This window comes from Selenomonas sp. (assembly GCF_052169755.1).
Taxonomy (GTDB): domain Bacteria; phylum Bacillota; class Negativicutes; order Selenomonadales; family Selenomonadaceae; genus Selenomonas.
Window position 1 is genome coordinate 15,173 of sequence record NZ_JBQNBV010000001.1, and the last position, 18,985, is coordinate 34,157.

Genomic DNA, 18,985 nt, shown 5'->3' on the forward strand with positions numbered 1-18,985 from the left:
GGTCTTTGCGTCCCCCTTGACCTCAACGGCATTCATGGTAAACTATACGTACAAACGTCCACTTTGTGGACATTGTACGTCGCCCTTACCAGAAAGCAGCCAATCAGTCTGCACCCTTCGGGTTTGACTTCTTGGGCTTTCATGGTAGAATAAAGAACATACCGAAGATCATGGGAGGTTGGAAACTTGGATATGAAAAGAACGCGAATCCTTGCTGGAGCCGCAGCGTTTGCTGTGGGGGCTGCCGGCTTTTCCGCAGACGTTTCTGCGGCTGTTGCCGTCGTGGGTACGATGCAGAACGATCAGGAGATGAAGAATGCTGCCGCTGATGCGGCGGAGATTCATCGGGTGGAAACGCAGTCTGCGGACGAGAATGCCGCCGCCGCCAAGGCGATGCCAAAGGATGCGCGTGTTGAGGCTTGGGAGGCTGTGCGCCCCGACGAGCGCAAGGTTGAGGAAGATGCGAAGATCGCTGACGGCAAGACCATCGTTGACATCGTCGTCGATGGTGCGGGCGCTGACACGATGGCGACGGCGCGTGCGGCTCTCGTGCAGCGCGTCGGCGATGCCTATGATGCGCAGAAAGCGCAAAATGACCGTTCCGCCATCTTCGACACAGGCTATTTCTACGATCTCTACCCATCGTGGCAGTACGTTCCCGAGGGCGTCGTCCTCACCTATCATGTCTTGGAAAATCCCGTGCTGAAATCGGTGAAAATCGAGGGCAACACGGTGGAGACGACGGAAGATCTCGAAAAGCTCATCACGCTCAAGACAGGGCAGGTGATGAACAGCCGCGAGCTGCAGAAGAATGTTTCCGCCATGCAGGAAAAGTACAGGGCGGACGGGTTCATTCTCGCCAAGATCGAGGATATGAACATCGACGCTTCGGGAGAGCTTACGCTCAAAGTCAACGAAGGAAAACTTGAGGGTTTTGCTGTCAAGGGCAATACAAAGACGAAGGATCGTGTCATCCTTCGGGAGATGCGCCTTAAGATCGGCGAGCCTTTCGACGTGAAGAAAGCGCGTCGGAGTATGCAGCGCATCTACAATTTGGGATTCTTCGAAGATGTGAATATGAAGCTCAATCCGGGCGAAGCGCCGGGGTCTGTCATCTTGGAAGCGGATGTCGTCGAAAAGCGCACGGGCAACTTCGGCATAGGCGCGGGTTACAGCTCCTCAGACGGCTTCGTCGGTATGCTCAACGTCGGCGATACGAACTTTCGCGGCATGGGCGATGCGGTGAGCCTGCTCTATGAGATGAGCGGCGACGATACGGATGCGCACGGCTTCGTATTCTCCTATCGCCGTCCTTGGCTGGACAGCAAGGAGACGACGGGATCGCTTCGCATTTACAACCGCACATACGAGTACGACGACTACGATACCGAGGGCAACCTGCAGGAAGAGTACATGAGGAAGTACTCGGGCGCTGAGATCACGCTCGGTCGTCCGGTCAACGAGTATTCGACGAACTTCATCACACTGCGCAACCGCACGGACACCTATGTGCATCATAAGAGCGGCGCCAACCGCAGCACGCCGCGCTGGAAGGCGTGGCGCGATGCGAACTTCGGTACGACGCGCAGCATTACGCTGCAGCGTGTGACCGATACGCGCGACAATATCTACAACCCGACATCGGGCGGGCGCATGAGCCTTGAAGCGGAGTTTGCAGGTTTTGGCGGCGACTTCAACTATCAGAAGTTCACGGCAGAGGACAAGCGCTTCTTCAAGGTCGGCAGGGCGCAGACCATCGCTTTGCGCGGTCAGCTCGGCTATGCGCGCGGCTCGATTTCCGAGTCGAACCTCTATAAGCTCGGCGGACAGGATTCTTTGCGCGGCTACCGCGACGATCAGTTCCGAGGTACGCACCTCTTCCTCGCGACGGCTGAGTATCGCTTCCCGATCGTGAACAAGGTGCAGGGCGCAGTCTTTACCGACTGGGGAAATGCGTGGAGCGGCGAGCGTTTGCCCAATACGATCAAGGGCAGCGTCGGCGTCGGTCTGCAGCTTGAGACGCCGGTCGGTCCGATTCGTCTCGATTACGGCCGCGGCTCGGACGGCGGGCGTGTGCATTTCAGCGTCGGCGGCTCCTTCTGATGCTTTTGCGAAGGGGCGGGGTGCGGAAGTTTCTTGCGCTGTTCGCCCTCATATTCTTTTGGGGAGGAAGCGTCGCTTTCGCTTCGGGCACGATCAGAGCGGTTCAATCGGAAGTTACGGCAGATGCAGGCTCCTTGCCGCCCGCTGTCAAGGTGCGCATGGAAAAGAGCGTCTCTGCCATCGCTTCACAGCTGATCGAAGGAAAGCCGCTCGCTTCTTATGAAAGACGCAGGGCAGCGGATGAAGCGACGATCCGTGAAGTGTTCGACAAGGTGCTCGTCGGCTACTCCGTCACGGCTGTCTCCATTGAAGCGGGCGAAGAGGCGCACGTTAAGATCGCGCTCATGCCGTGGGCGGATCGCGTCACGGACGTCGAGGTGGAAATCGTCGTTGAGGGGGTTTCGCCTGCTGTCGAAGCGATGGCAAGAGCCGACCTCGCAGGCGTCGATGTCGTCTTTCGCCGGAGCTTGGAAGGGCTTCCGTCAGCCGCTGTCGATTGGACGAACGGCGTCTTGAAGGAGAGTCTGAACGCCTATATGACGGAGCATTTGCCCGAATTCCGCGCCGACTTTGACGTCGAGACGGCAGAGAAGTCGCACGTTGTTTTGACCGTCTATCCGAAGATGCCCGTCGTGCGTACGGTCGATCTCGCCATGCGCTCGGACACGATTCCGAACTTCACGCTGCTCGAAAAACGCAGCATATTGCAGGCAAAAGCCAACGAGATGCTCGGCGTTCCCGTCGCCTTTGCGGCGCGTCACGAGAAGCAGTTTGCGCACGCTATGGAAACGGCGCTCGATACATCGAGAGAATTTCGCGCACTCGGCTTAAAGACGCACACGACGATCGCTGCGGGCGAGCAGACCTCGATCATGAGCCGCAGTGATACCACGCGATATCGTCTGCGGCTGGAAGGCTGGGGCGATGTCGGCAGGGGTTCGGCTGACAGTTCTGCGGTATGCTTTCGCGGCCATGCGGGGGCGATGCTCTCTCGTGACGATGAAGTGTTCCTGCAGGCAGATGTGCTGCCGCAGGATTTCGCATGGAGTTGGGAGCTCGGTTATGAGCGGCGCATTGCGGGGCGTTTTTTTGCACGGCTGCGTTACGACATGCGCAGGCACGCATGGACGACGGGGCTGCGCGCCGAACCTTTGCCGCGCGTAGCTCTGCGCTACGAGTATCGTCGCGGCGATTCGACGGGTGAGGCAGGGCTTAGCTATCGTCTGCACGACTTTCTTCGCGTAGAGCTTGTGAAAGACTCTTCGCAGCAGTGGCTGCGTCTGATTGGCGATTTTTAAGAGCTTTCGCATTCATTGGACTTGAATCCATAAAAAGAGTTTGCTATAATGTTTATCGTTGGGTAATAGAAGAAGGATTGTCTGGCAATCTTCTTCCAAAGAGAAAAGGAGACTAAAAGAAATGGTGAAACTTCAGAAGACACAGGTAAAGATTTTCTGCGTGGCTCTCGCGCTCGTGTTCATCGGCTCTGTCGTAGCTCTCGGGCTTTCGCAGCTCGGTACGAGCACTGCGTCGGCGGCATCGTCGTCTGTCGGCGTCGTTGACTACCGCAAGGCTATGGCAAGTCATCCGGACTACGCTTCGGCGTCGAACGAGATGCAGAAAGCGATGCAGGAAGCGCAGATGCGCTTTGAGGCTGATACGGCGAACAAGAGCGATGAGGAGAAAGCAAAGGCGATGCAGCAGGCGCAGATGGAGCTGCAGCAGAAGGAGCAGGATCTCCTCGCGGGCATTCAGAAGAAGGTTGACGCCGCTGTCAAGCAGGTCGCCGAAGCGAAGGGACTATCCGTCGTTCTTGACAAGAACGCTGTTGTCTATGGCGGACAGGATATCACGGACGACGTCGTGAAGAAGTTCAAATAAGAGATACGGATATTGAGCGCGCGAGCGCATGAGGTACCGGGCGGGCTTCCTGCCCGGTACTTTTGAATCTCAGGGCTTTTCGGGGGTGGAAGCGGTGACGCAGGAAAAAGGAGAGGTGCGCAGCGCGGGTTTTTGGCTCAAGCATAGAAACACGCTTTGCGGCGTCTTTGTCGTCGCGCTCATCCTGCTTCTCGGCAGCGCTGGTTTTTTCTTTCGCGCGTCTTTGCAGCCGCCGCCGTCGCCTCCGGCGCCGCAGGAGCCGGGCGGCATCGGCGTCGTTGATCTTGCGCGTGCGGAGAAGGTGCATGAGGTATACGCGCAAATCGCTGCGCTTGACGCAGAGCGAGCCGTGATTGCCGCTGATATTGCACGTCTCAGCGCCGATCGCCGCGCATGGAAGCCGCCTGCACTCTCGGACGAGCCGTTTCAGCTTGCGGCAGAGCAAAAGGAACTGCAGCAGGAGCGGCTTGCAGCGGAAGGACGTGCACGCGAGCGCCGCAAAGCGCTTGCTGCATGGGAAGAAGAAACGAAAGAGGCGTTCCTCGCCGAAAAGAAGGTGATTGAGGACGCCTATCAAAATCGCATAGTGAATATCGAGATGAAGATCGACAACCGCGAAGCTATGCTTCTCTCGGCTGACGATGTAAAAACGCTCCTGCAGGAGCTTGAAACCCTGCGCAATGAACGCGGCACACGCATAGAGGCGCTTTTTGCCGCACGCGATGAAAAGAGGCGGCAATATCTCGCCGCGCTTATCGCGCGAGACGAAGCGCTCGGGAAAAGCAGTGCGGCGCAGGAAGAAGCCGCACGCCAAAAAGCGGAAGCCGACAAACGCAACCGCGAAGCGCTTCGGCAGGCGATGCAGGGCATTGAGATCGACGAGCTTCTGAACCGCAAAAAAGCAGCTCTCGCGGCGAAAGACGAGGAGATTCGCATCCTGCGCGAGCATATTCGCAAGGATATTGAGAGCAAGACGGCGAAGCTCGCAATCGTCCATCGGCTCGCTTTTGTCGTCGTAAAAGAAACGGACGAAGCCGTGGGCGTGCGGCGTGAGGAAGATGCTGCGACGATGCTGCGCTTCCCCGTTCATGTGTCCGATGCAGTAGACTTGACGGACGAAGTTATCGCCGAGCTTGCATCGGGAACAATTTTAGAAAGAAGTGGAAAATCATGAAGCAGAAAAAGAAACGTGCGGCACTTCTCAGCGTCGTTTTTGCCGCCATGATGCTTGCCGCAGGCTGTGGCTCCGCCGAGATCGGCTACGTTGACCCGACGCGCGTCGAGAAGGAAGCGCCGGCGATCATGAGCATCGACGCAGAGATGAAGACGAAGATGGAAGAAGTGCAGAAGCAGGCGGAAGATGATTTCAAGGCGAAGCAGGCGCAGAATGTATCGCCGGATGAACTGCAGAAGATGCAGCAGCAGGTGATGGGGCAGATGCAGCAGACAGCCAATATCTACAACCAGCAGAAAACGATCAAGATGCAGACCGCCATCGGTGAGATCGCACGTACGAAGAAGATTGACGCCGTCGTTTACAATGTGGAAGAGCAAAAGCTCGTCCATCTCGGCGGCACGGACATCACCGATGATGTGATCAAGGCGCTTCAGTGAGGATTGGACAATGAAAAAGACATTGGGGGAGATCGCCCGTTTCTTGGGCGGGCGGCTTGCAGGAGATGAGAACATCACTGTCACGGGCGCGACGAACATCGAAGCGGCAGGCGCATCGGACATCACCTTTGCTGCGCCGCCCCATATAGAAGAAGCGAAAGCATCGAAGGCGGCGGCTGTCATCCTGCCCGAAGGCGTGCAGGACTTTCCTCTGCCTGCCGTCCATGTAAAGGAGCCTCGCGCCGCGTTCGCGAAGCTTCTGGAGATCTTCACGCCGCCTTTGCTTCTGCCCGATGGCGTCAGTCCGCAAGCGTTTGTGGCAAAGACTGCTGCGATTGCGGCGGGCGCGCGCATCCTGCCGTTCGCCGTCGTCGATGCACACGCAAAGATCGGTGCGGACGCCGTACTCTATCCGCATGTTTACGTCGGACAGTATGCTGAGGTCGGTGCGGGAAGCGTACTCCATGCGGGCGTGACGGTGCGTGAGCGATGCCGCATCGGCAGGCGATGCGTGCTTCATGCCAATGCGGTCGTAGGTTCCGACGGTTTCGGTTTCACAACGGCGAGCGGCGTGCACACGAAAGTGCCGCAGGTCGGCAACGTCGTCTTAGAGGATGACGTCGAAATCGGCGCACACGTCGGCATTGACCGCGCTACGACAGGATCGACCGTCATCGGGCATGGCACGAAGATCGACAACCTCGTACATATCGGACACAACTGTAAGATCGGTCCGAACAATCTCATCGTTGCGCAGACGGGCATCTCCGGTTCGACGACGACGGGACCGAACGTGACCTTCGGCGGGCAGGTCGGCACGGTCGGACACATCCATATCGGCGGCAACTCTGTCTACGCCGCTCGCTCGGGCATCATTGGCGATATGCCGGACGGTGTTTTTTGTGCGGGATTCCCCGTGCAGAGCCATCAGGAGTGGCTGCGTATGCAGGCGGCGATGAAACGCCTGCCTGAAATGGTCAAGAAAATCAAGCGATTGGAAAAAGCGCTGGCACAGGCGAACGAGAAGGAAACGAAAGAATGACGTACTACCTCGTGCGCTTTTTGAGCCGCCTCGTCTGCCTTTTGCCTGGACGCTTGTGCGACGCTTTGGGACGAATGCTGGCGCTCTGCCTCTGGCCTTTTTTGCCTGCAAAGAGGAAGAAGCTGGCACGGGAGCAGGTCGCCATGTGCCTTGGTACGGATGCAAAAGAGTCCGAGCGCATCGCGAAGGAGAGCGCCGTGCGCTTCGGTCCCATGCTCTTTGAGGTGCTGCGCTTTCCTGTCATCGTGCGCCGCATGGCGGATTATGTCGAGATCGAGGGCGCGGAGCACCTGCGTACAATGCTCGAAAAGGGCAAGGGCGCTGTCATCGCGACGGCGCACACGGGCAACTGGGAGCTTATGGGCGGCGCGCTGTCGCAGGCAGGTTTTCCGATCATCGGCGTCGCCATGCGCCAGCATGACGCGGCGATGGATCGCTTCATCAACGAGTACCGCTGTCTCGTTGGTATGCACATCACTTACAAAGACGACGTGCGCGAGATGTTCCGCATGATGAAGAAAGGCTGGATCGTTGGACTTCTTGCCGACCAAGATACGAATCGGCGCGACGGCGTCGTGCTCGACTTCTTTGGGCAGCCGACGAACTGTGTGCCGGGTCCTGCCGCGATGGCGCGTTCGGCAGGCATCGGCGTCATCCCCGGCTATATTACGCGCAAGAAGGACGGTACGCACAAGATCATCCTCCATGCACCCATCGACGTGCCGCGCACGAAGGACAAGCGCAGCGACATCCGCACCGCTGGGCAGGCAGTCAACCGCATTCTTGAGCAGCATATCCGTGAGCATCCCGAAGAATGGTTCTGGCTGCACGACCGCTGGAAGTCCATGCACGAATAGTTGTGCGCGGCGGCTGCTTGCATGAAAATGGAAAAGCCTTTATAATTTAAGGTAGAATCAGAGAAAGTGCAGGCGGAAGGTGGACTTATGAAGATAGATGCTTTGAGCGCACAGCGCTCTTCGATGCAGACGCTTGAGCGCGACGTTGCCGTGCATGAGGTTTCACGTTCGGACACGGACTTCGGTGCGGAGCTTGCCGACCAACATGCGGCGTTTTCCGATCGCCAGCTGCAGGAAATCTTGAAAAAGATTGATGAGCAGGGGGCGCGTCTTACGAACACGCCGACGTACGATGAACTGAAAGCGTACCGCGATCTCGTCAAGGGCTTCGTCGATGAGGCGGTCGGACGCATGTATCAGCTTCATGTGCAGGCGGGCTGGGATCGCATGGGGCGTCAGAAGGTCTATACGACGGTGCGTAAGATCGACCGCAAGCTCGAAGAGCTTGCGGAGAAGATCCGTACGGGGCAGACGGATGCCTTTGATATCGTGGCGAGCCATGACGCGATTCGCGGTATGCTCGTCGATCTTTATATGTGATGGCAGAGACGCTTCTCTGGCAGGACGTCCTTGGACACGAAGGGAATATCAAAAGGCTGCGGATCATGCTGCGGGGCGGTCGTCTGCCTCATGCGCTCCTCTTTTCGGGGCTTATGGGCGTGGGAAAGAGGAAAATCGCGCGTCTTGTCGCCGCAGCTTTGCTGTGCGGCAAAGAGGAAGCGCCGTGCGGCGAATGTCCGTCTTGTCGCGCCCTTCTTTCGGGCACGCATCCCGACTACATCGAGTGCGCTCCCGAAAGCCGCGGCAAAAGTACGCGCGTCATCCGCATCGATGCCGTGCGCGAGATCGAGCAGAAGGTCGCGCGAAAGCCGCTCCTTTCAAGACGTTTCGTCGTTGTTATGGATGAAGCGGACACGATGAATGAGGCGGCGGCGAACAGTCTGTTAAAAACACTCGAAGAGCCGTCGGGCGAGGTCTTTTTCCTGCTTGTGACGGCACGACGCGCAGCCCTTCTGCCGACGATCCTTTCCCGCGTGCGTGAGATGCATTTCGGTGCGCTTTCTCCGGATGTGATCGAGCGTGCGCTTCTCATGCGCGGCATTGCTGCCGAGAAAGCGCGTGCACTGGCTCGGACGGCGGACGGCAGTCTCGGTCATGCGCTCCTTTTGAATGAAGAAGACGGCTTGCAGTTGGCAGAAGATGCGGCGCGGACGCTTTTCTTCCTTCGAACGCTGGATATGTTCAAGATTTGGGTGAAAGCAGAAGAGCTTGGCAGACTGCCACGCGAGCGTGCTGAGGATTGGCTGCTTGCACTCGCAAGACTCTTGCGCGACATGCTTGCGCTTCATGCAGGGGGCGGCGTGCTCTTTCATGAGGAAAAGCGAAGCGAGATGGCAAATGCACTTGTGGGATTTTCTGAGGATCGTGTCTTTTCGCAGATCTCGCTCGTGCAAGAGGCGCTTAAGAGGCTCAGGAGCAACGCGAGTCAGCGATTGATTTTTGAAGGGCTTTTGCTGCGTATGCAGGAGGCTTAGAAAGGCGAATGATGATGTCAGGCGCACAAAAGCTGCGCTTTTTATAGATGAAGGAGGCAAGGGGTTGCAGATGATTGTGGGCGTCCGCTTCAAGAAAGCGGGCAAGATTTATTATTTTAGCCCCGGGAAATATGCACTTGCACTCGGCGACGAGGTCATCGTCGAAACGGTGCGCGGTACGGAGTGCGGCCGCGTCGTCTTAGGACCGCGTGAGGCGGAAGAGAACGGCGCGCAGCCGTTAAAGCCCGTGCAGAGAAAGGCGACAGCACAGGATCTTCAGAAGGTAGAGGAAAATCACCGACAGGAAAAGGAAGCGTTCAAGATCTGCGAGAAGAAGATCAAGGTGCATGGTTTGCCGATGAAGCTCGTCGATGTTGAGTATACGTTTGATCTGAACAAGATCATTTTCTTTTTTACGGCGGACGGGCGCATCGACTTCCGCGAACTGGTCAAGGATCTTGCTTCCGTCTTTCGCACACGCATCGAGCTGCGCCAGATCGGCGTGCGCGACGAGGCAAAACTCATGGGCGGCATGGGCTGCTGCGGCAGACCGCTTTGCTGCTCGATGTTCCTCGGAGACTTTGAGCCGGTATCCATTCGGATGGCGAAGGAACAGAATCTCTCGCTGAATCCGACGAAGATTTCGGGAATATGCGGCAGACTCATGTGCTGCCTGAAATACGAGTGCGCAGGCTACCGAAAGAATTGCCCCAAGCGCCGTACGAAGCCGCCGAAACAGGGCAGCCGCGTGGCTTCGGCTGAAGGGGAAGGAAAGGTCATCTCCCTCAACATGCAACGGCGCACGGCGACGATTCTTCTCGACTCGCATAAGACGCTCGTGGCGGCATGGGAGGACATCGTCGCTGTCGAGCAGGAGGACAAAGCGTAAGTGGGCAGCGTGGCGTCTCTGGCGGCATGGCAGGCGGCGCTTCGTGACAGCGAGCGGCTGGACGATCTGCAGTATGCAGGGCGGCGCATCATTCAGAACACGGAGACGACATGCTTTTCGCTCGACGCCGTTCTGCTTGCGCGTTTCGCTTGCATCAAGCGCGGCGATCATGTCCTTGAGCTTGGCACGGGCGCAGGCGTCATCCCTCTTTTGATCGCACGCGACGATCTTACGATTGACGCCGTAGAGATTGACCCTGTGATGGCGGAGCTTGCGATGCGCAACGTGCGCTTGAATGGTCTTGCAGACTGCGTGCGCGTGCGTACAGGGGATTTTCGTGCGACAGAAGGATTGGGCAAGCGAGGGAGCTTCGACTGCGTCCTGAGCAATCCGCCGTGGTACCCGCTGGGGCAAGGCAAGATCGGACGTGCAGCGAGAGCGCATCACGAGATCACGGCGACACTCGCCGACGCAGCGGCGGCAGCGCGTCATGCGCTGCGCTTCGGCGGACGTTTTGCGCTCGTCCATGTGCCTGCGCGGCTCGACGAGCTTTTTTTTGCCTTGAAGGAAAACGGCATGGCGGCGCGCCGACTGCAATTCTTCGCGCCGCGCATGGACGCCGCGCCGCGCTTTGTGCTTGTAGAGGCAGTCGTCGGTGCATCCGTCGGTGCGCTGACCGTTCTGCCGCCGCTTCTTGGCGATGCAGCGCAAGCGGAAAAAGAAGCATGAATTGCATTTGTCGGCTGTAGAGTGAGGAGTGGGCGATCATGACGCAGACGGAAATCCGCGGAAATATGCTGCACCCAAAGGGAACTCTCTATCTTGCAGCGACGCCGATCGGCAACCTTGAGGATATGACGTTTCGCGCGGTGCGCATCTTGCAGGAAGCGCCGCTGATTGCGGCGGAAGATACGCGTCATACGCGAAAACTCCTTGCACGCTATGATATTCACACGCGCCTTACGAGCTATCATGAGCATAATAAACTGGAGAAGGGACCTCGGCTTGTGGACTTTCTTGTCGAAGGGCACGATCTCGTATGCGTCAGCGATGCGGGATTGCCCGGCATTGCCGATCCCGGCGGGCATCTTGCGGAACTCGCCATTGCTGCAGGCGTTCAGGTATCACCCTTGCCCGGAGCGAATGCCGCACTCTCAGCACTTATATGCTCGGGAATCGATGCGCGACGCTTCACGTTCATCGGCTTTTTGCCGCGTACGGCGGCAAAAAGCCGTGAACTGCTGGCTGAAATTGCTGTACGGCAGGAAACCTTGATCTTTTATGAGGCGCCGCACCATCTGAAAAATACGCTGAAAGCTCTGATTGCAGCCTTTGGCGCTTCACGTTCGGCTGTTGCCGCCCGCGAGTTGACGAAGCGCTACGAAGAATTTCGCCGCGGCACGCTTTCCGACATCCTCGCCCACTACAGCGAGGAAGAGCCGCGCGGCGAGTTTGTTCTCATCGTTGCAGGCGCCGAAGAGAGCGCCGTGAAAGAAAACGCGCTGACAGAAACGCCGAAGGAGCTTGTCACATACTTTATGGAAGAGGGAAGAACGAAGAAGGAAGCCCTGCGGGAGACGGCGAAACGTCTCAACATGAGCCGCCGCGATGTGTATCAGATATTGTTGGAAGAATAAAGCCCGTCCATTCCCCTCGTTTAGAAGGGGATGGACGGGCTTTGATCTCTGCGTTCCATTTTGCATCGGGGGGCACAGCACGACAGGGAAACGGCTCTTCGTGCAGCGGAGGTGATTTTACGCTCCCTCCTTTAATTCCACCGCGCACTTTTTGCAGACGTTGCGACCTTTGAATGGTATGACGTCATCGGCGCGACCGCAAAAAACGCATGCGCATGTCGGCTCATATTTTCTGAGCACGATGCGATCCTCGTCGGTGTAGATCTCCAGGGCGTCGCGTTCTGCGATACTGAGCGTGCGGCGCAGCTCGATCGGTATGACGACACGTCCCAGCTCGTCTACTTTTCTGACGATTCCTGTGGCTTTCATCGCTATCTCCTCCTTAGAAGCAGGCCAGCCAACTGCGGGGAAATAGTCATTCAACGTGCGAAAGCAGGGTTGAGTGATTATTTACATCTTTACAACACTCATATAGGAAAAACATTATTTAACTAAATCTGTATAGTTTTTCCTACTCCTTAGTATAGCATGACTTGGCAAATGTTTCAAGTGGGATAATTAAGAAAAAATAATAAATTGTTTGCGGGGGGGGTGCAATGTTTTCCTCACAAGAAACATTGTTGCTTGTACTTGCACTTGAGGAAGGATTTATTCTATAATAAGAAAAGTATGTGAATGCGGTATCATGCCGTCAAGGAGGCTTTTTCATGACAAGGAAATCATTCTATATAACGACGCCGATCTACTATCCGAGCGCGAAACTGCATATCGGACATGCGTACTGCACGACGATCGCCGATGCCGTCGCACGTTTCAAGCGATTGACCGATCACGACGTCTTTTTCCTCACGGGAAGCGATGAGCACGGGCAGAAGATTCAGCAGAAAGCGCAAGAGGGCGGCGTGACGCCGATCGCTTACGTTGACAAGATCGTTGCAGGCTTTCAGGGGCTTTGGAAAAAGCTCCGCATCTCAAACGACGATTTTCTGCGCACGACTGAGAAGCGGCATGAGCGCGTCGTGCAGGAGATCTTTCGCCGCATTTACGAGAAAGGCGACATTTACAAGGGCAAGTATAAGGGGCTGTACTGTACGCCGTGCGAGAGCTATTGGACGGAGCGCCAGCTTGCAGACGGCAAGTGCCCCGACTGCGGTCGTGCAGTGGCGGAGGTCGAAGAGGACGCTTACTTTTTCAAGATGTCGCGCTACGCTGATCGCGTCTTGGCGTACATCGAGGAGCATCCCGACTTCATTCAGCCCGTGTCGCGCCGCAACGAGATGATCAACTTCATCAAACAGGGGCTTGAGGATCTGTGCATTTCGCGCACGTCGTTCGACTGGGGCATCCCCGTGCCGATGGCGCCCGATCATGTCATCTACGTCTGGTTCGACGCCTTGACGAACTATCTGACGCCGATCGGCTTCCTCGACGATCCTGAGAAATTCGAGAAATACTGGCCCGCCGACATTCACCTCGTCGGCAAGGAGATCGTACGCTTTCACTCGATCATCTGGCCGTGCATCCTCATGGCGCTCGACCTGCCGCTGCCGAAGATGGTCTATGGTCATGGCTGGCTCATCGTCGACGGCGATAAGATGTCGAAATCGAAAGGCAACGTCGTCGATCCCGTACAGCTCATTGACGAATTCGGCGCCGACGCCATCCGCTACTTCCTGCTGCGTGAGATCAATCTCGGACAAGACGGCAACTTTTCGCGCGATGCACTCATTGGGCGCATCAACGCCGACCTCGCGAACGACCTCGGCAACCTCCTGCACCGCACGCTGAACATGATCGGCAAGTTTCAGGGCGGCGTCGTAGAAAAAGCGCTTGGTGAGAGCGAGATTGACCGTGCGTTCCTTGCTGAGGCGGAGAATACGATTGTCGCCTACGAGCGCGAGATGGAAGAGATGAAGCTGCAGAGCGCCATCAAGACGACGTGGGCGTTTATCAGCCGTGCGAACAAATACATTGACGAAACGATGCAGTGGGCGCTCGCCAAGGATGCGGCGAAGAAGCAGACGCTTACGAACACGCTTTACAACCTCGCCGAGAGCCTGCGCCGTATCAGCGTTCTCATCGAGCCGTTTATGCCCGAGACAGCAGAGAAGATCTGGCGTCAGCTTGGCATCGAAGAGGAGTTCGCTGCCGTACGTTTTGCCGATGTCCGCACATGGGGCGGTTTTGCCGCAGGGACGCAGGTAAAGACTCCCGAGCAGCTCTTCCCGCGCATTGACGTGGAAGCGGAGGAAAAGCCTGCGGAAGATAGGAAGAAAAGCCCTATGGAAAAGCCTCAAACGTCGCAGAGAAAGCAAAAGGAACAAGCCGCGAAGAAAGCGGAAGCGAGCGACGGCATCGTCACGTTTGATGAGTTCAGCCGCGTCGATCTGCGCGCTGCCGAAATCCTTACGGCAGAGCGCGTGCCCGATACGGAAAAGCTCATGCGCCTTACGGTGAGCCTTGGCGCAGAAGAGCGCGAAATCGTTTCGGGCATTGCCGAGTTTTATGCGGCAGACGAGCTTGTCGGCAAAAAGGTCGTTCTCGTCGCAAACTTGAAGCCTGCGAAGATTCGCGGCATCCGATCGCACGGCATGATATTGTGTACGTCGAGCGAGGAGGGGCTGCGGCTCGTCGAGCCTGCCGCACCCGCAGGGAGCAAGGTGAAATGATGGAGCTTATCGATACGCATGCACATCTTGACGGCGAAAAATTCGATGAAGATCGCGCCGCCGTCATTGACCGAGCCGTGAAAAGCGGCGTCATAAAGATCATCACGATGGGCGACAGCCTCGAATCCTCGGCGAGGAGCGCCGCGCTCACCGAGGAATTTGCGCCTGTCTATGCGGCGGTTGGCATCCATCCCGAAGAGGCGCAGCCGATGACGACGGCGACGGACGATCAGCTTGCCGCATGGGCAGTACAGGAAAAGGTCGTCGCCATCGGTGAGATCGGTCTCGACTACTACTGGGAAAAGGACGAGGAGAAGCGTGCGCTGCAGCGCAGCATCTTCGTGCGCCAACTCGATCTCGCACGGCAGCTGCATCTGCCCGTCTGCATCCACGACCGCGAGGCGCATGGCGACATGCTGAAGATTCTCAAGACGGAAGGCAAGGGGCTTCGCGGCGTGCTGCACTGCTATTCAGGCAGTTGGGAGATGGCGGCAGAACTGTTGAAGGGCGAATGGTACTTTGGTATTGACGGTCCCTTGACGTACAAAAACGCCGCGAAATTGCCCGAGATCGTGCAGCGGCTGCCGGCGGAGCGTATTCTTATTGAGACCGATTCCCCATACCTTTCTCCTATGCCGTTTCGTGGCAAACGCAATGAATCGGCGCATCTTGTTTACATCGCGAAGAAGGCGGCGCAGCTGCGCGGCGAAAGCCTCGAAGCCTTTGCACGGGCAACGCGCGAGAATACGCGCGATCTCTACGGAATTTGAAAGAAAATTACATTTAATGTTATGCTAATAAATAAGTGGTGAACGCCTGTCACAAAAGGGCTTTCACCACTTCTCTTTTCCCTAAATATGGTGTTTAATTCCATCTAAGTGGGGCATATATTGACAAAGCGGGAAAAAGGTGCTAGAATAAGCGTGTCGTTAATTTTCTAAGGGGGGATTGAATGACTTTACGGAAACTAGCACTTTGCATGGTGCTGATTCTCGGAGTCGTATTCACGACAGGCTTTACGGATGCAATGAGGAGTGTCCTCATTGACGTTGACGGAAAGACCTTGGAGGTAAGCACCAGATACTCAAGCCCGGAGCTGATCTTGCATCAGGCAGGCGTTGAGATTAGGCACAAGGATGAGTTTCAGTTAAAGAAATCGGACAAAGAAGAGAAAATTATCGTGCAGCGTGCCGTGCCGGTCGTCATCGAGTTTGAGGGCGACAGGCAGAAGGTTTATACGACTCGCAGCAATGTGGGCGAAGTGCTCAAAGACTACGGATACGTTGGCGACCGTTTTTCGGCGGAGCTTGACGGGGCAACAAAACTTGAAAAGAATCTCAGCATTAAGATACACGATTTGGTCGCAGAACAAGAGAGAGAAGAAGCAGCAAGACGTGCCCAGTCTGTAGAAACATCGCGCGGCGCTATGCGCTATGTGCGTGAGTACGATATGGAAGCGACGGCGTACCTGCCGACCGATGGCGGCGGCAACGGCATCACAGCTTCCGGTATGCTCGCAGAGCGAGGTGTTGTAGCCGTGGATACGGACGTGATTCCTTTGGGAACGCGCCTTTACATCCCAGGTTACGGTATGGCCATCGCAGGGGATACGGGCGGAGCTATTTATGGCGAGCGCATCGACCTGTGTATGGAGTCCTACGGTGAGGCGATGGAATTCGGCCGCCGTTGGGTCAAGGTGTATGTGTTGGAATAACGACATAGAAAAAGAGGACGGTTGCGAAAACGACCGTCCTCTTTTCGTTGTCTATGGGGCTATCGCAAGCGTCTGTACGTGTCAGAGCTTTTCGATATACGGGTCTTCGCGGAAGGCTTCAGCATGTTGGATCAGCCCTTTGAGCCGTTCGATGTTTTTCTTATGCAGAACGATGGCGAACTCGATGCGTGTCCGTTCCTCTTCCGTGAAGTCGCCCTTTTCATGTGATTCCTCAATGCGCTTGAGCCGTTCTTCTACGTCGGTAAGCTCGTCGGCGAGGAGTTTTTTGTCGTGCATGGCAAGTCCATAGACGGTGCGCAGCCCCTGTCGCACCTCGTATGCATAGCCATCTTCGTGTGTGACGGCCTCAAGCTCCTTAGCGATCTCGTAGATGATGTCGTAAGGGTTGTCCGCGCCGTTAATCATGCCGAGCATCTTCATTTTGATGTTTTCAAAGAGCGTGTAGTCGATATTTTCGTGGTGGATTTCTTCTGCCATAGCTGCCCCTCTTTCCGTTTTAGAAATCACGGCGCCCTCTGCCGTCTTTATATGCGTTCAATTTCTGACGAGCGCGGCATATTTCGTACGTTCGTTTGCTGGAATTTGCAGTACATCCATCGCTTTTTCCAGCGAAATCCCCAAGTTTTCCATCATGCTGCGGATGGAGGATGCTACTCCCTCGAGTTTTCCTTCGAGTTTTCCTTCGAGTTTTCCTTCGGCTTTTCCTTCCTTGAAGCCAGCCTTTCTTTCTTCCATCATTTTCATCGCGAAAGTCATATAGCTCACCCTCTTTTCATTTTCTCGCTTGATTCTCTGAATCGCCTCGTCGATTTCCTGTACGAGCGGATCGTCGCATGCGTACCCGTTTACATAGTCGAGGAACGCTTTGACGCTTTCATCCACATCGTTCAACGTGCCTTTGGTGTTCAAAAAGATTTTTGTCGCGTCGTCGCAAAGCTCGATGGATCGCTCCTCTAGGCAGAGATTGCGGAAGGTGTAGATGTGCCGATTCTTACCAAAAGGATCAAAGGAACAGATGAAGATGATGATTGTTTTATTCAAGTCGTCATAGTCTGCGCCCTCTGCCAGTAGGTCGGCGTCGATCATCGACTGGTAGTAGCGCGTGCGTTTGCAAAGGTTCATTCCTTCGAGCATACGAACCTGCATTTCGATGTTGTAAACCGTCTCTGCATCATCGCGTACATAGACGTCCAAGCGGATGCCTTTGCCCTGATAGCGAGCGTTCATGGATTTTTCCGTTTCGAGATAGCGGATATCTTTGATTTCTACGCGAAGAATTCCTTGGAGCAGGTTCAGACATATCGGTTTGATGCTCATGATGAGTTTGAACATATAATCGTCTTGAATCGTCAATTCTTCCCACGGTTTTATGCGATACATCCGCGTCACCTCTCAAATCGCTTCTTTTCTATATTCTACGGGGTTTTACGCCTTCTTGCAAGGCGGTTTTTCGTTTTTATTTACAGAGCAGGATACACCGTCTATAATGAAAGGAGCAATTTTATTATGAAAGTCCGAGAAGTCAAGCCGAAGGCGCAGGCTGATTGGGTAACTTTCCGTAAGGTCGGCGCACTTTTGACCACGAAGGGGACGTTTGTGCGTGTAGTTTTTGAGGTGATATCATGCAAGGTCGAAAAGAAATGCAGCGCGGCTTGAAGAACCGTCATCTGCAAATGATCGCACTCGGCGGCGCCATCGGCACGGGGCTGTTCTATGGCTCGGCATCGACGATCAAGCTCGCGGGGCCTGCCGTCATGCTCGCCTATCTGACGGGCGGTGTCGTCATTTTCCTTATCATGCGTATGCTCGGCGAGATGGCGGTCGAAGAGCCTGTGTCCGGCTCGTTCAGTCATTATGCCGCGAAGTATTGGGGGGCGTTTCCGGGCTTTTTTTCGGGCTGGAATTATTGGTTCAACTATGTTATCGTCAGCATGGCGGAGCTTTCTGTCATTGGGATTTACATGAATTATTGGCTGCCCGATCTGCCGCAGTGGCTCTCGGCGCTCGTCACGCTCGTCGTCATCACGTCGCTGAATCTCGCCGCCGTCAGGGCGTACGGTGAGATGGAATTTTGGTTTGCGATCGTCAAGGTCGCCGCCATTGTGCTGATGATTATTCTGGGGCTGTATCTCATCTTTTCCCAACCGGCGCCGTTTCCGATGAACTTCTCCAATCTTTGGATGCACGGCGGCTTCTTCCCGAACGGCGTATGGGGCATGATGCTTTCGATCACCGTCGTCATGTTTTCTTTCGGCGGCATTGAGCTGATCGGTATCACGGCGGGGGAAGCCGCCGATCCCGACCGCTCGATTCCGTGCGCCATCAATCAGGTGATCTGGCGCATTTTGATCTTCTACGTCGGCGCTATGGCGGTGCTTATGGCGCTTTGGCGCTGGGATGAGGTCGGCATGGAGGCAAGCCCTTTCGTGCAGATCTTCTCGAATGTCGGTATTCCCGCCGCCGCGCACATCTTGAACTTCGTCGTATTGACCGCCGCCGTCTCCGTCTACAACTCGGCGATCTACAGCAACTCGCGTATGCTCTACGGACTGGCTGCGGGCGGCGATGCGCCGAAGGCTCTCATGCGTCTCTCGCGTCAAGGCGTACCTGTCGTCGGCATATTGATCTCCTCGGGTGTGACGCTTCTCGCCGTACTTTTGAATTACTTGTTCCCCGGGCGGGTGTTCATGCTCTTTCTCTCCATCGCTATGGCGTCCGTCATCATCAGCTGGGGTACGATCGTCATTACACATTGGAAATTCCGCTGTCTTTATGCGCGGGAAGGCCGCCGTGCGAAATTTCGTGCGCCGCTTTTTCCCGTTGTCAATTATATCTGCCTTGCGTTCCTCGTCATGATGTACTTCTTGATGACGCAGATTCCTGACATGCAGTTCGCCGCCTTCGTTCTGCCCGTCTGGCTCTTTGTGCTGTGGCTCGGCTATCGCAGGAGAAAGCGCGGCGATAGATAGAAAAAATTGGTTTTTATTATGCCTTTATGATATGATTAAAAGAAAATGCTGAAG

19 protein-coding genes are annotated in these 18,985 nt (G+C 55.8%); 16 read left to right on the forward strand and 3 right to left on the reverse strand.

The window, feature by feature from the left end:
* Positions 1–186 precede the first annotated feature (186 nt).
* From ACTTKG_RS00060 to rsmI, 12 genes are all read left to right on the forward strand, one after another.
* Positions 187–2,103 (forward strand): BamA/OMP85 family outer membrane protein, encoded by a 1,917-nt coding sequence (locus tag ACTTKG_RS00060; RefSeq protein ID WP_442672214.1) that lies wholly within the window; start codon positions 187–189, stop codon positions 2,101–2,103.
* A gap of 20 nt (positions 2,104–2,123) precedes the next feature.
* Positions 2,124–3,401, forward strand: a complete 1,278-nt coding sequence (locus ACTTKG_RS00065) for a hypothetical protein (protein ID WP_442672215.1) — start codon at positions 2,124–2,126, stop codon at positions 3,399–3,401.
* Between the two features lie 121 nt (positions 3,402–3,522).
* Positions 3,523–3,984, forward strand: a complete 462-nt coding sequence (locus tag ACTTKG_RS00070; protein ID WP_442672216.1) for an OmpH family outer membrane protein — start codon at positions 3,523–3,525, stop codon at positions 3,982–3,984.
* A gap of 28 nt (positions 3,985–4,012) precedes the next feature.
* Positions 4,013–5,158 (forward strand): hypothetical protein, encoded by a 1,146-nt coding sequence (locus ACTTKG_RS00075; protein ID WP_442672217.1) that lies wholly within the window; start codon positions 4,013–4,015, stop codon positions 5,156–5,158.
* Positions 5,155–5,598, forward strand: coding sequence for an OmpH family outer membrane protein (locus ACTTKG_RS00080; protein WP_442672218.1), 444 nt, complete (start codon positions 5,155–5,157; stop codon positions 5,596–5,598). The genes ACTTKG_RS00075 and ACTTKG_RS00080 overlap by 4 nt, the downstream gene beginning before the upstream one ends.
* Positions 5,599–5,608: 10 nt before the next feature.
* Positions 5,609–6,640 carry a UDP-3-O-(3-hydroxymyristoyl)glucosamine N-acyltransferase gene (gene lpxD / locus ACTTKG_RS00085; RefSeq protein WP_442672219.1) on the forward strand — a complete coding sequence of 344 codons (1,032 nt, stop codon included), beginning with the start codon at positions 5,609–5,611 and terminating at the stop codon, positions 6,638–6,640.
* On the forward strand, positions 6,637–7,497 hold the full coding sequence (locus ACTTKG_RS00090; protein WP_442672220.1) for a lysophospholipid acyltransferase family protein: 861 nt from the start codon (positions 6,637–6,639) through the stop codon (positions 7,495–7,497). Before lpxD ends, ACTTKG_RS00090 begins: the two co-directional genes overlap by 4 nt.
* Before the next feature lie 87 nt (positions 7,498–7,584).
* Positions 7,585–8,037, forward strand: a complete 453-nt coding sequence (locus ACTTKG_RS00095) for a YaaR family protein (protein WP_442672221.1) — start codon at positions 7,585–7,587, stop codon at positions 8,035–8,037.
* Positions 8,037–9,032 (forward strand): DNA polymerase III subunit delta', encoded by a 996-nt coding sequence (gene holB / locus ACTTKG_RS00100; protein WP_442672222.1) that lies wholly within the window; start codon positions 8,037–8,039, stop codon positions 9,030–9,032. Before ACTTKG_RS00095 ends, holB begins: the two co-directional genes overlap by 1 nt.
* Before the next feature lie 64 nt (positions 9,033–9,096).
* Positions 9,097–9,921: a PSP1 domain-containing protein gene (locus ACTTKG_RS00105; RefSeq protein ID WP_442672223.1), complete on the forward strand. Its 825-nt coding sequence runs from the start codon at positions 9,097–9,099 to the stop codon at positions 9,919–9,921.
* Complete coding sequence (locus ACTTKG_RS00110; RefSeq protein ID WP_442672224.1) at positions 9,922–10,650, forward strand: tRNA1(Val) (adenine(37)-N6)-methyltransferase; 729 nt, start codon at positions 9,922–9,924, stop codon at positions 10,648–10,650.
* 38 nt (positions 10,651–10,688) lie between these two features.
* Entirely contained in the window at positions 10,689–11,558 is an 870-nt protein-coding gene (gene rsmI / locus ACTTKG_RS00115; protein ID WP_442672225.1) for a 16S rRNA (cytidine(1402)-2'-O)-methyltransferase, read from the forward strand.
* A 117-nt stretch (positions 11,559–11,675) separates the two neighbouring features.
* On the opposite strand, the gene ACTTKG_RS00120 is transcribed toward rsmI, so the two are convergent.
* Complete coding sequence (locus tag ACTTKG_RS00120) at positions 11,676–11,927, reverse strand: AbrB/MazE/SpoVT family DNA-binding domain-containing protein (protein WP_442672226.1); 252 nt, start codon at positions 11,925–11,927, stop codon at positions 11,676–11,678.
* 338 nt (positions 11,928–12,265) lie between these two features.
* On the opposite strand from ACTTKG_RS00120, the gene metG reads away from it, so the two are divergent.
* The 3 genes from metG (at position 12,266) to ACTTKG_RS00135 (ending at position 15,941) form a co-directional block, all read left to right on the forward strand.
* Positions 12,266–14,227: a methionine--tRNA ligase gene (gene metG, locus ACTTKG_RS00125; protein ID WP_442672227.1), complete on the forward strand. Its 1,962-nt coding sequence runs from the start codon at positions 12,266–12,268 to the stop codon at positions 14,225–14,227.
* A complete protein-coding gene (locus ACTTKG_RS00130; RefSeq protein ID WP_442672240.1) occupies positions 14,227–14,997 on the forward strand; it encodes a TatD family hydrolase in 771 nt (256 codons plus the stop codon). Before metG ends, ACTTKG_RS00130 begins: the two co-directional genes overlap by 1 nt.
* Before the next feature lie 209 nt (positions 14,998–15,206).
* Complete coding sequence (locus ACTTKG_RS00135; protein ID WP_442672241.1) at positions 15,207–15,941, forward strand: 3D domain-containing protein; 735 nt, start codon at positions 15,207–15,209, stop codon at positions 15,939–15,941.
* 81 nt (positions 15,942–16,022) lie between these two features.
* Here the strand turns inward: ACTTKG_RS00135 and ACTTKG_RS00140 are convergent, their stop codons facing one another.
* Positions 16,023–16,439 (reverse strand): hypothetical protein, encoded by a 417-nt coding sequence (locus ACTTKG_RS00140; RefSeq protein WP_442672228.1) that lies wholly within the window; start codon positions 16,437–16,439, stop codon positions 16,023–16,025.
* A gap of 57 nt (positions 16,440–16,496) precedes the next feature.
* Positions 16,497–17,342, reverse strand: a complete 846-nt coding sequence (locus ACTTKG_RS00145) for an Rpn family recombination-promoting nuclease/putative transposase (protein WP_442672229.1) — start codon at positions 17,340–17,342, stop codon at positions 16,497–16,499.
* Between the two features lie 242 nt (positions 17,343–17,584).
* Here ACTTKG_RS00145 and ACTTKG_RS00150 point away from each other — a divergent pair, with 242 nt between their 5' ends.
* The gene (locus ACTTKG_RS00150; protein ID WP_442672230.1) at positions 17,585–18,931 is read left to right on the forward strand and encodes an amino acid permease; all 1,347 of its coding nucleotides are present in this window, start codon (positions 17,585–17,587) and stop codon (positions 18,929–18,931) included.
* Positions 18,932–18,985: the final 54 nt, after the last annotated feature.

What these genes read in the sequence shown, in the direction of transcription:
- lpxD (WP_442672219.1), top strand. Translation starts at nt 5,609, where the DNA reads ATGAAAAAGACATTGGGGGAGATCGCCCGTTTCTTGGGCGGGCGGCTT.
- metG (WP_442672227.1), top strand. Translation starts at nt 12,266, where the DNA reads ATGACAAGGAAATCATTCTATATAACGACGCCGATCTACTATCCGAGC.
- ACTTKG_RS00070 (WP_442672216.1), top strand. Translation starts at nt 3,523, where the DNA reads ATGGTGAAACTTCAGAAGACACAGGTAAAGATTTTCTGCGTGGCTCTC.
- holB (WP_442672222.1), top strand. Translation starts at nt 8,037, where the DNA reads ATGGCAGAGACGCTTCTCTGGCAGGACGTCCTTGGACACGAAGGGAAT.
- ACTTKG_RS00140 (WP_442672228.1), bottom strand. Translation starts at nt 16,439, where the DNA reads ATGGCAGAAGAAATCCACCACGAAAATATCGACTACACGCTCTTTGAA.
- ACTTKG_RS00145 (WP_442672229.1), bottom strand. Translation starts at nt 17,342, where the DNA reads ATGTATCGCATAAAACCGTGGGAAGAATTGACGATTCAAGACGATTAT.
- rsmI (WP_442672225.1), top strand. Translation starts at nt 10,689, where the DNA reads ATGACGCAGACGGAAATCCGCGGAAATATGCTGCACCCAAAGGGAACT.
- ACTTKG_RS00150 (WP_442672230.1), top strand. Translation starts at nt 17,585, where the DNA reads ATGCAAGGTCGAAAAGAAATGCAGCGCGGCTTGAAGAACCGTCATCTG.
- ACTTKG_RS00075 (WP_442672217.1), top strand. Translation starts at nt 4,013, where the DNA reads ATGAGGTACCGGGCGGGCTTCCTGCCCGGTACTTTTGAATCTCAGGGC.
- ACTTKG_RS00095 (WP_442672221.1), top strand. Translation starts at nt 7,585, where the DNA reads ATGAAGATAGATGCTTTGAGCGCACAGCGCTCTTCGATGCAGACGCTT.
- ACTTKG_RS00130 (WP_442672240.1), top strand. Translation starts at nt 14,227, where the DNA reads ATGGAGCTTATCGATACGCATGCACATCTTGACGGCGAAAAATTCGAT.
- ACTTKG_RS00090 (WP_442672220.1), top strand. Translation starts at nt 6,637, where the DNA reads ATGACGTACTACCTCGTGCGCTTTTTGAGCCGCCTCGTCTGCCTTTTG.
- ACTTKG_RS00120 (WP_442672226.1), bottom strand. Translation starts at nt 11,927, where the DNA reads ATGAAAGCCACAGGAATCGTCAGAAAAGTAGACGAGCTGGGACGTGTC.
- ACTTKG_RS00080 (WP_442672218.1), top strand. Translation starts at nt 5,155, where the DNA reads ATGAAGCAGAAAAAGAAACGTGCGGCACTTCTCAGCGTCGTTTTTGCC.
- ACTTKG_RS00135 (WP_442672241.1), top strand. Translation starts at nt 15,207, where the DNA reads ATGGTGCTGATTCTCGGAGTCGTATTCACGACAGGCTTTACGGATGCA.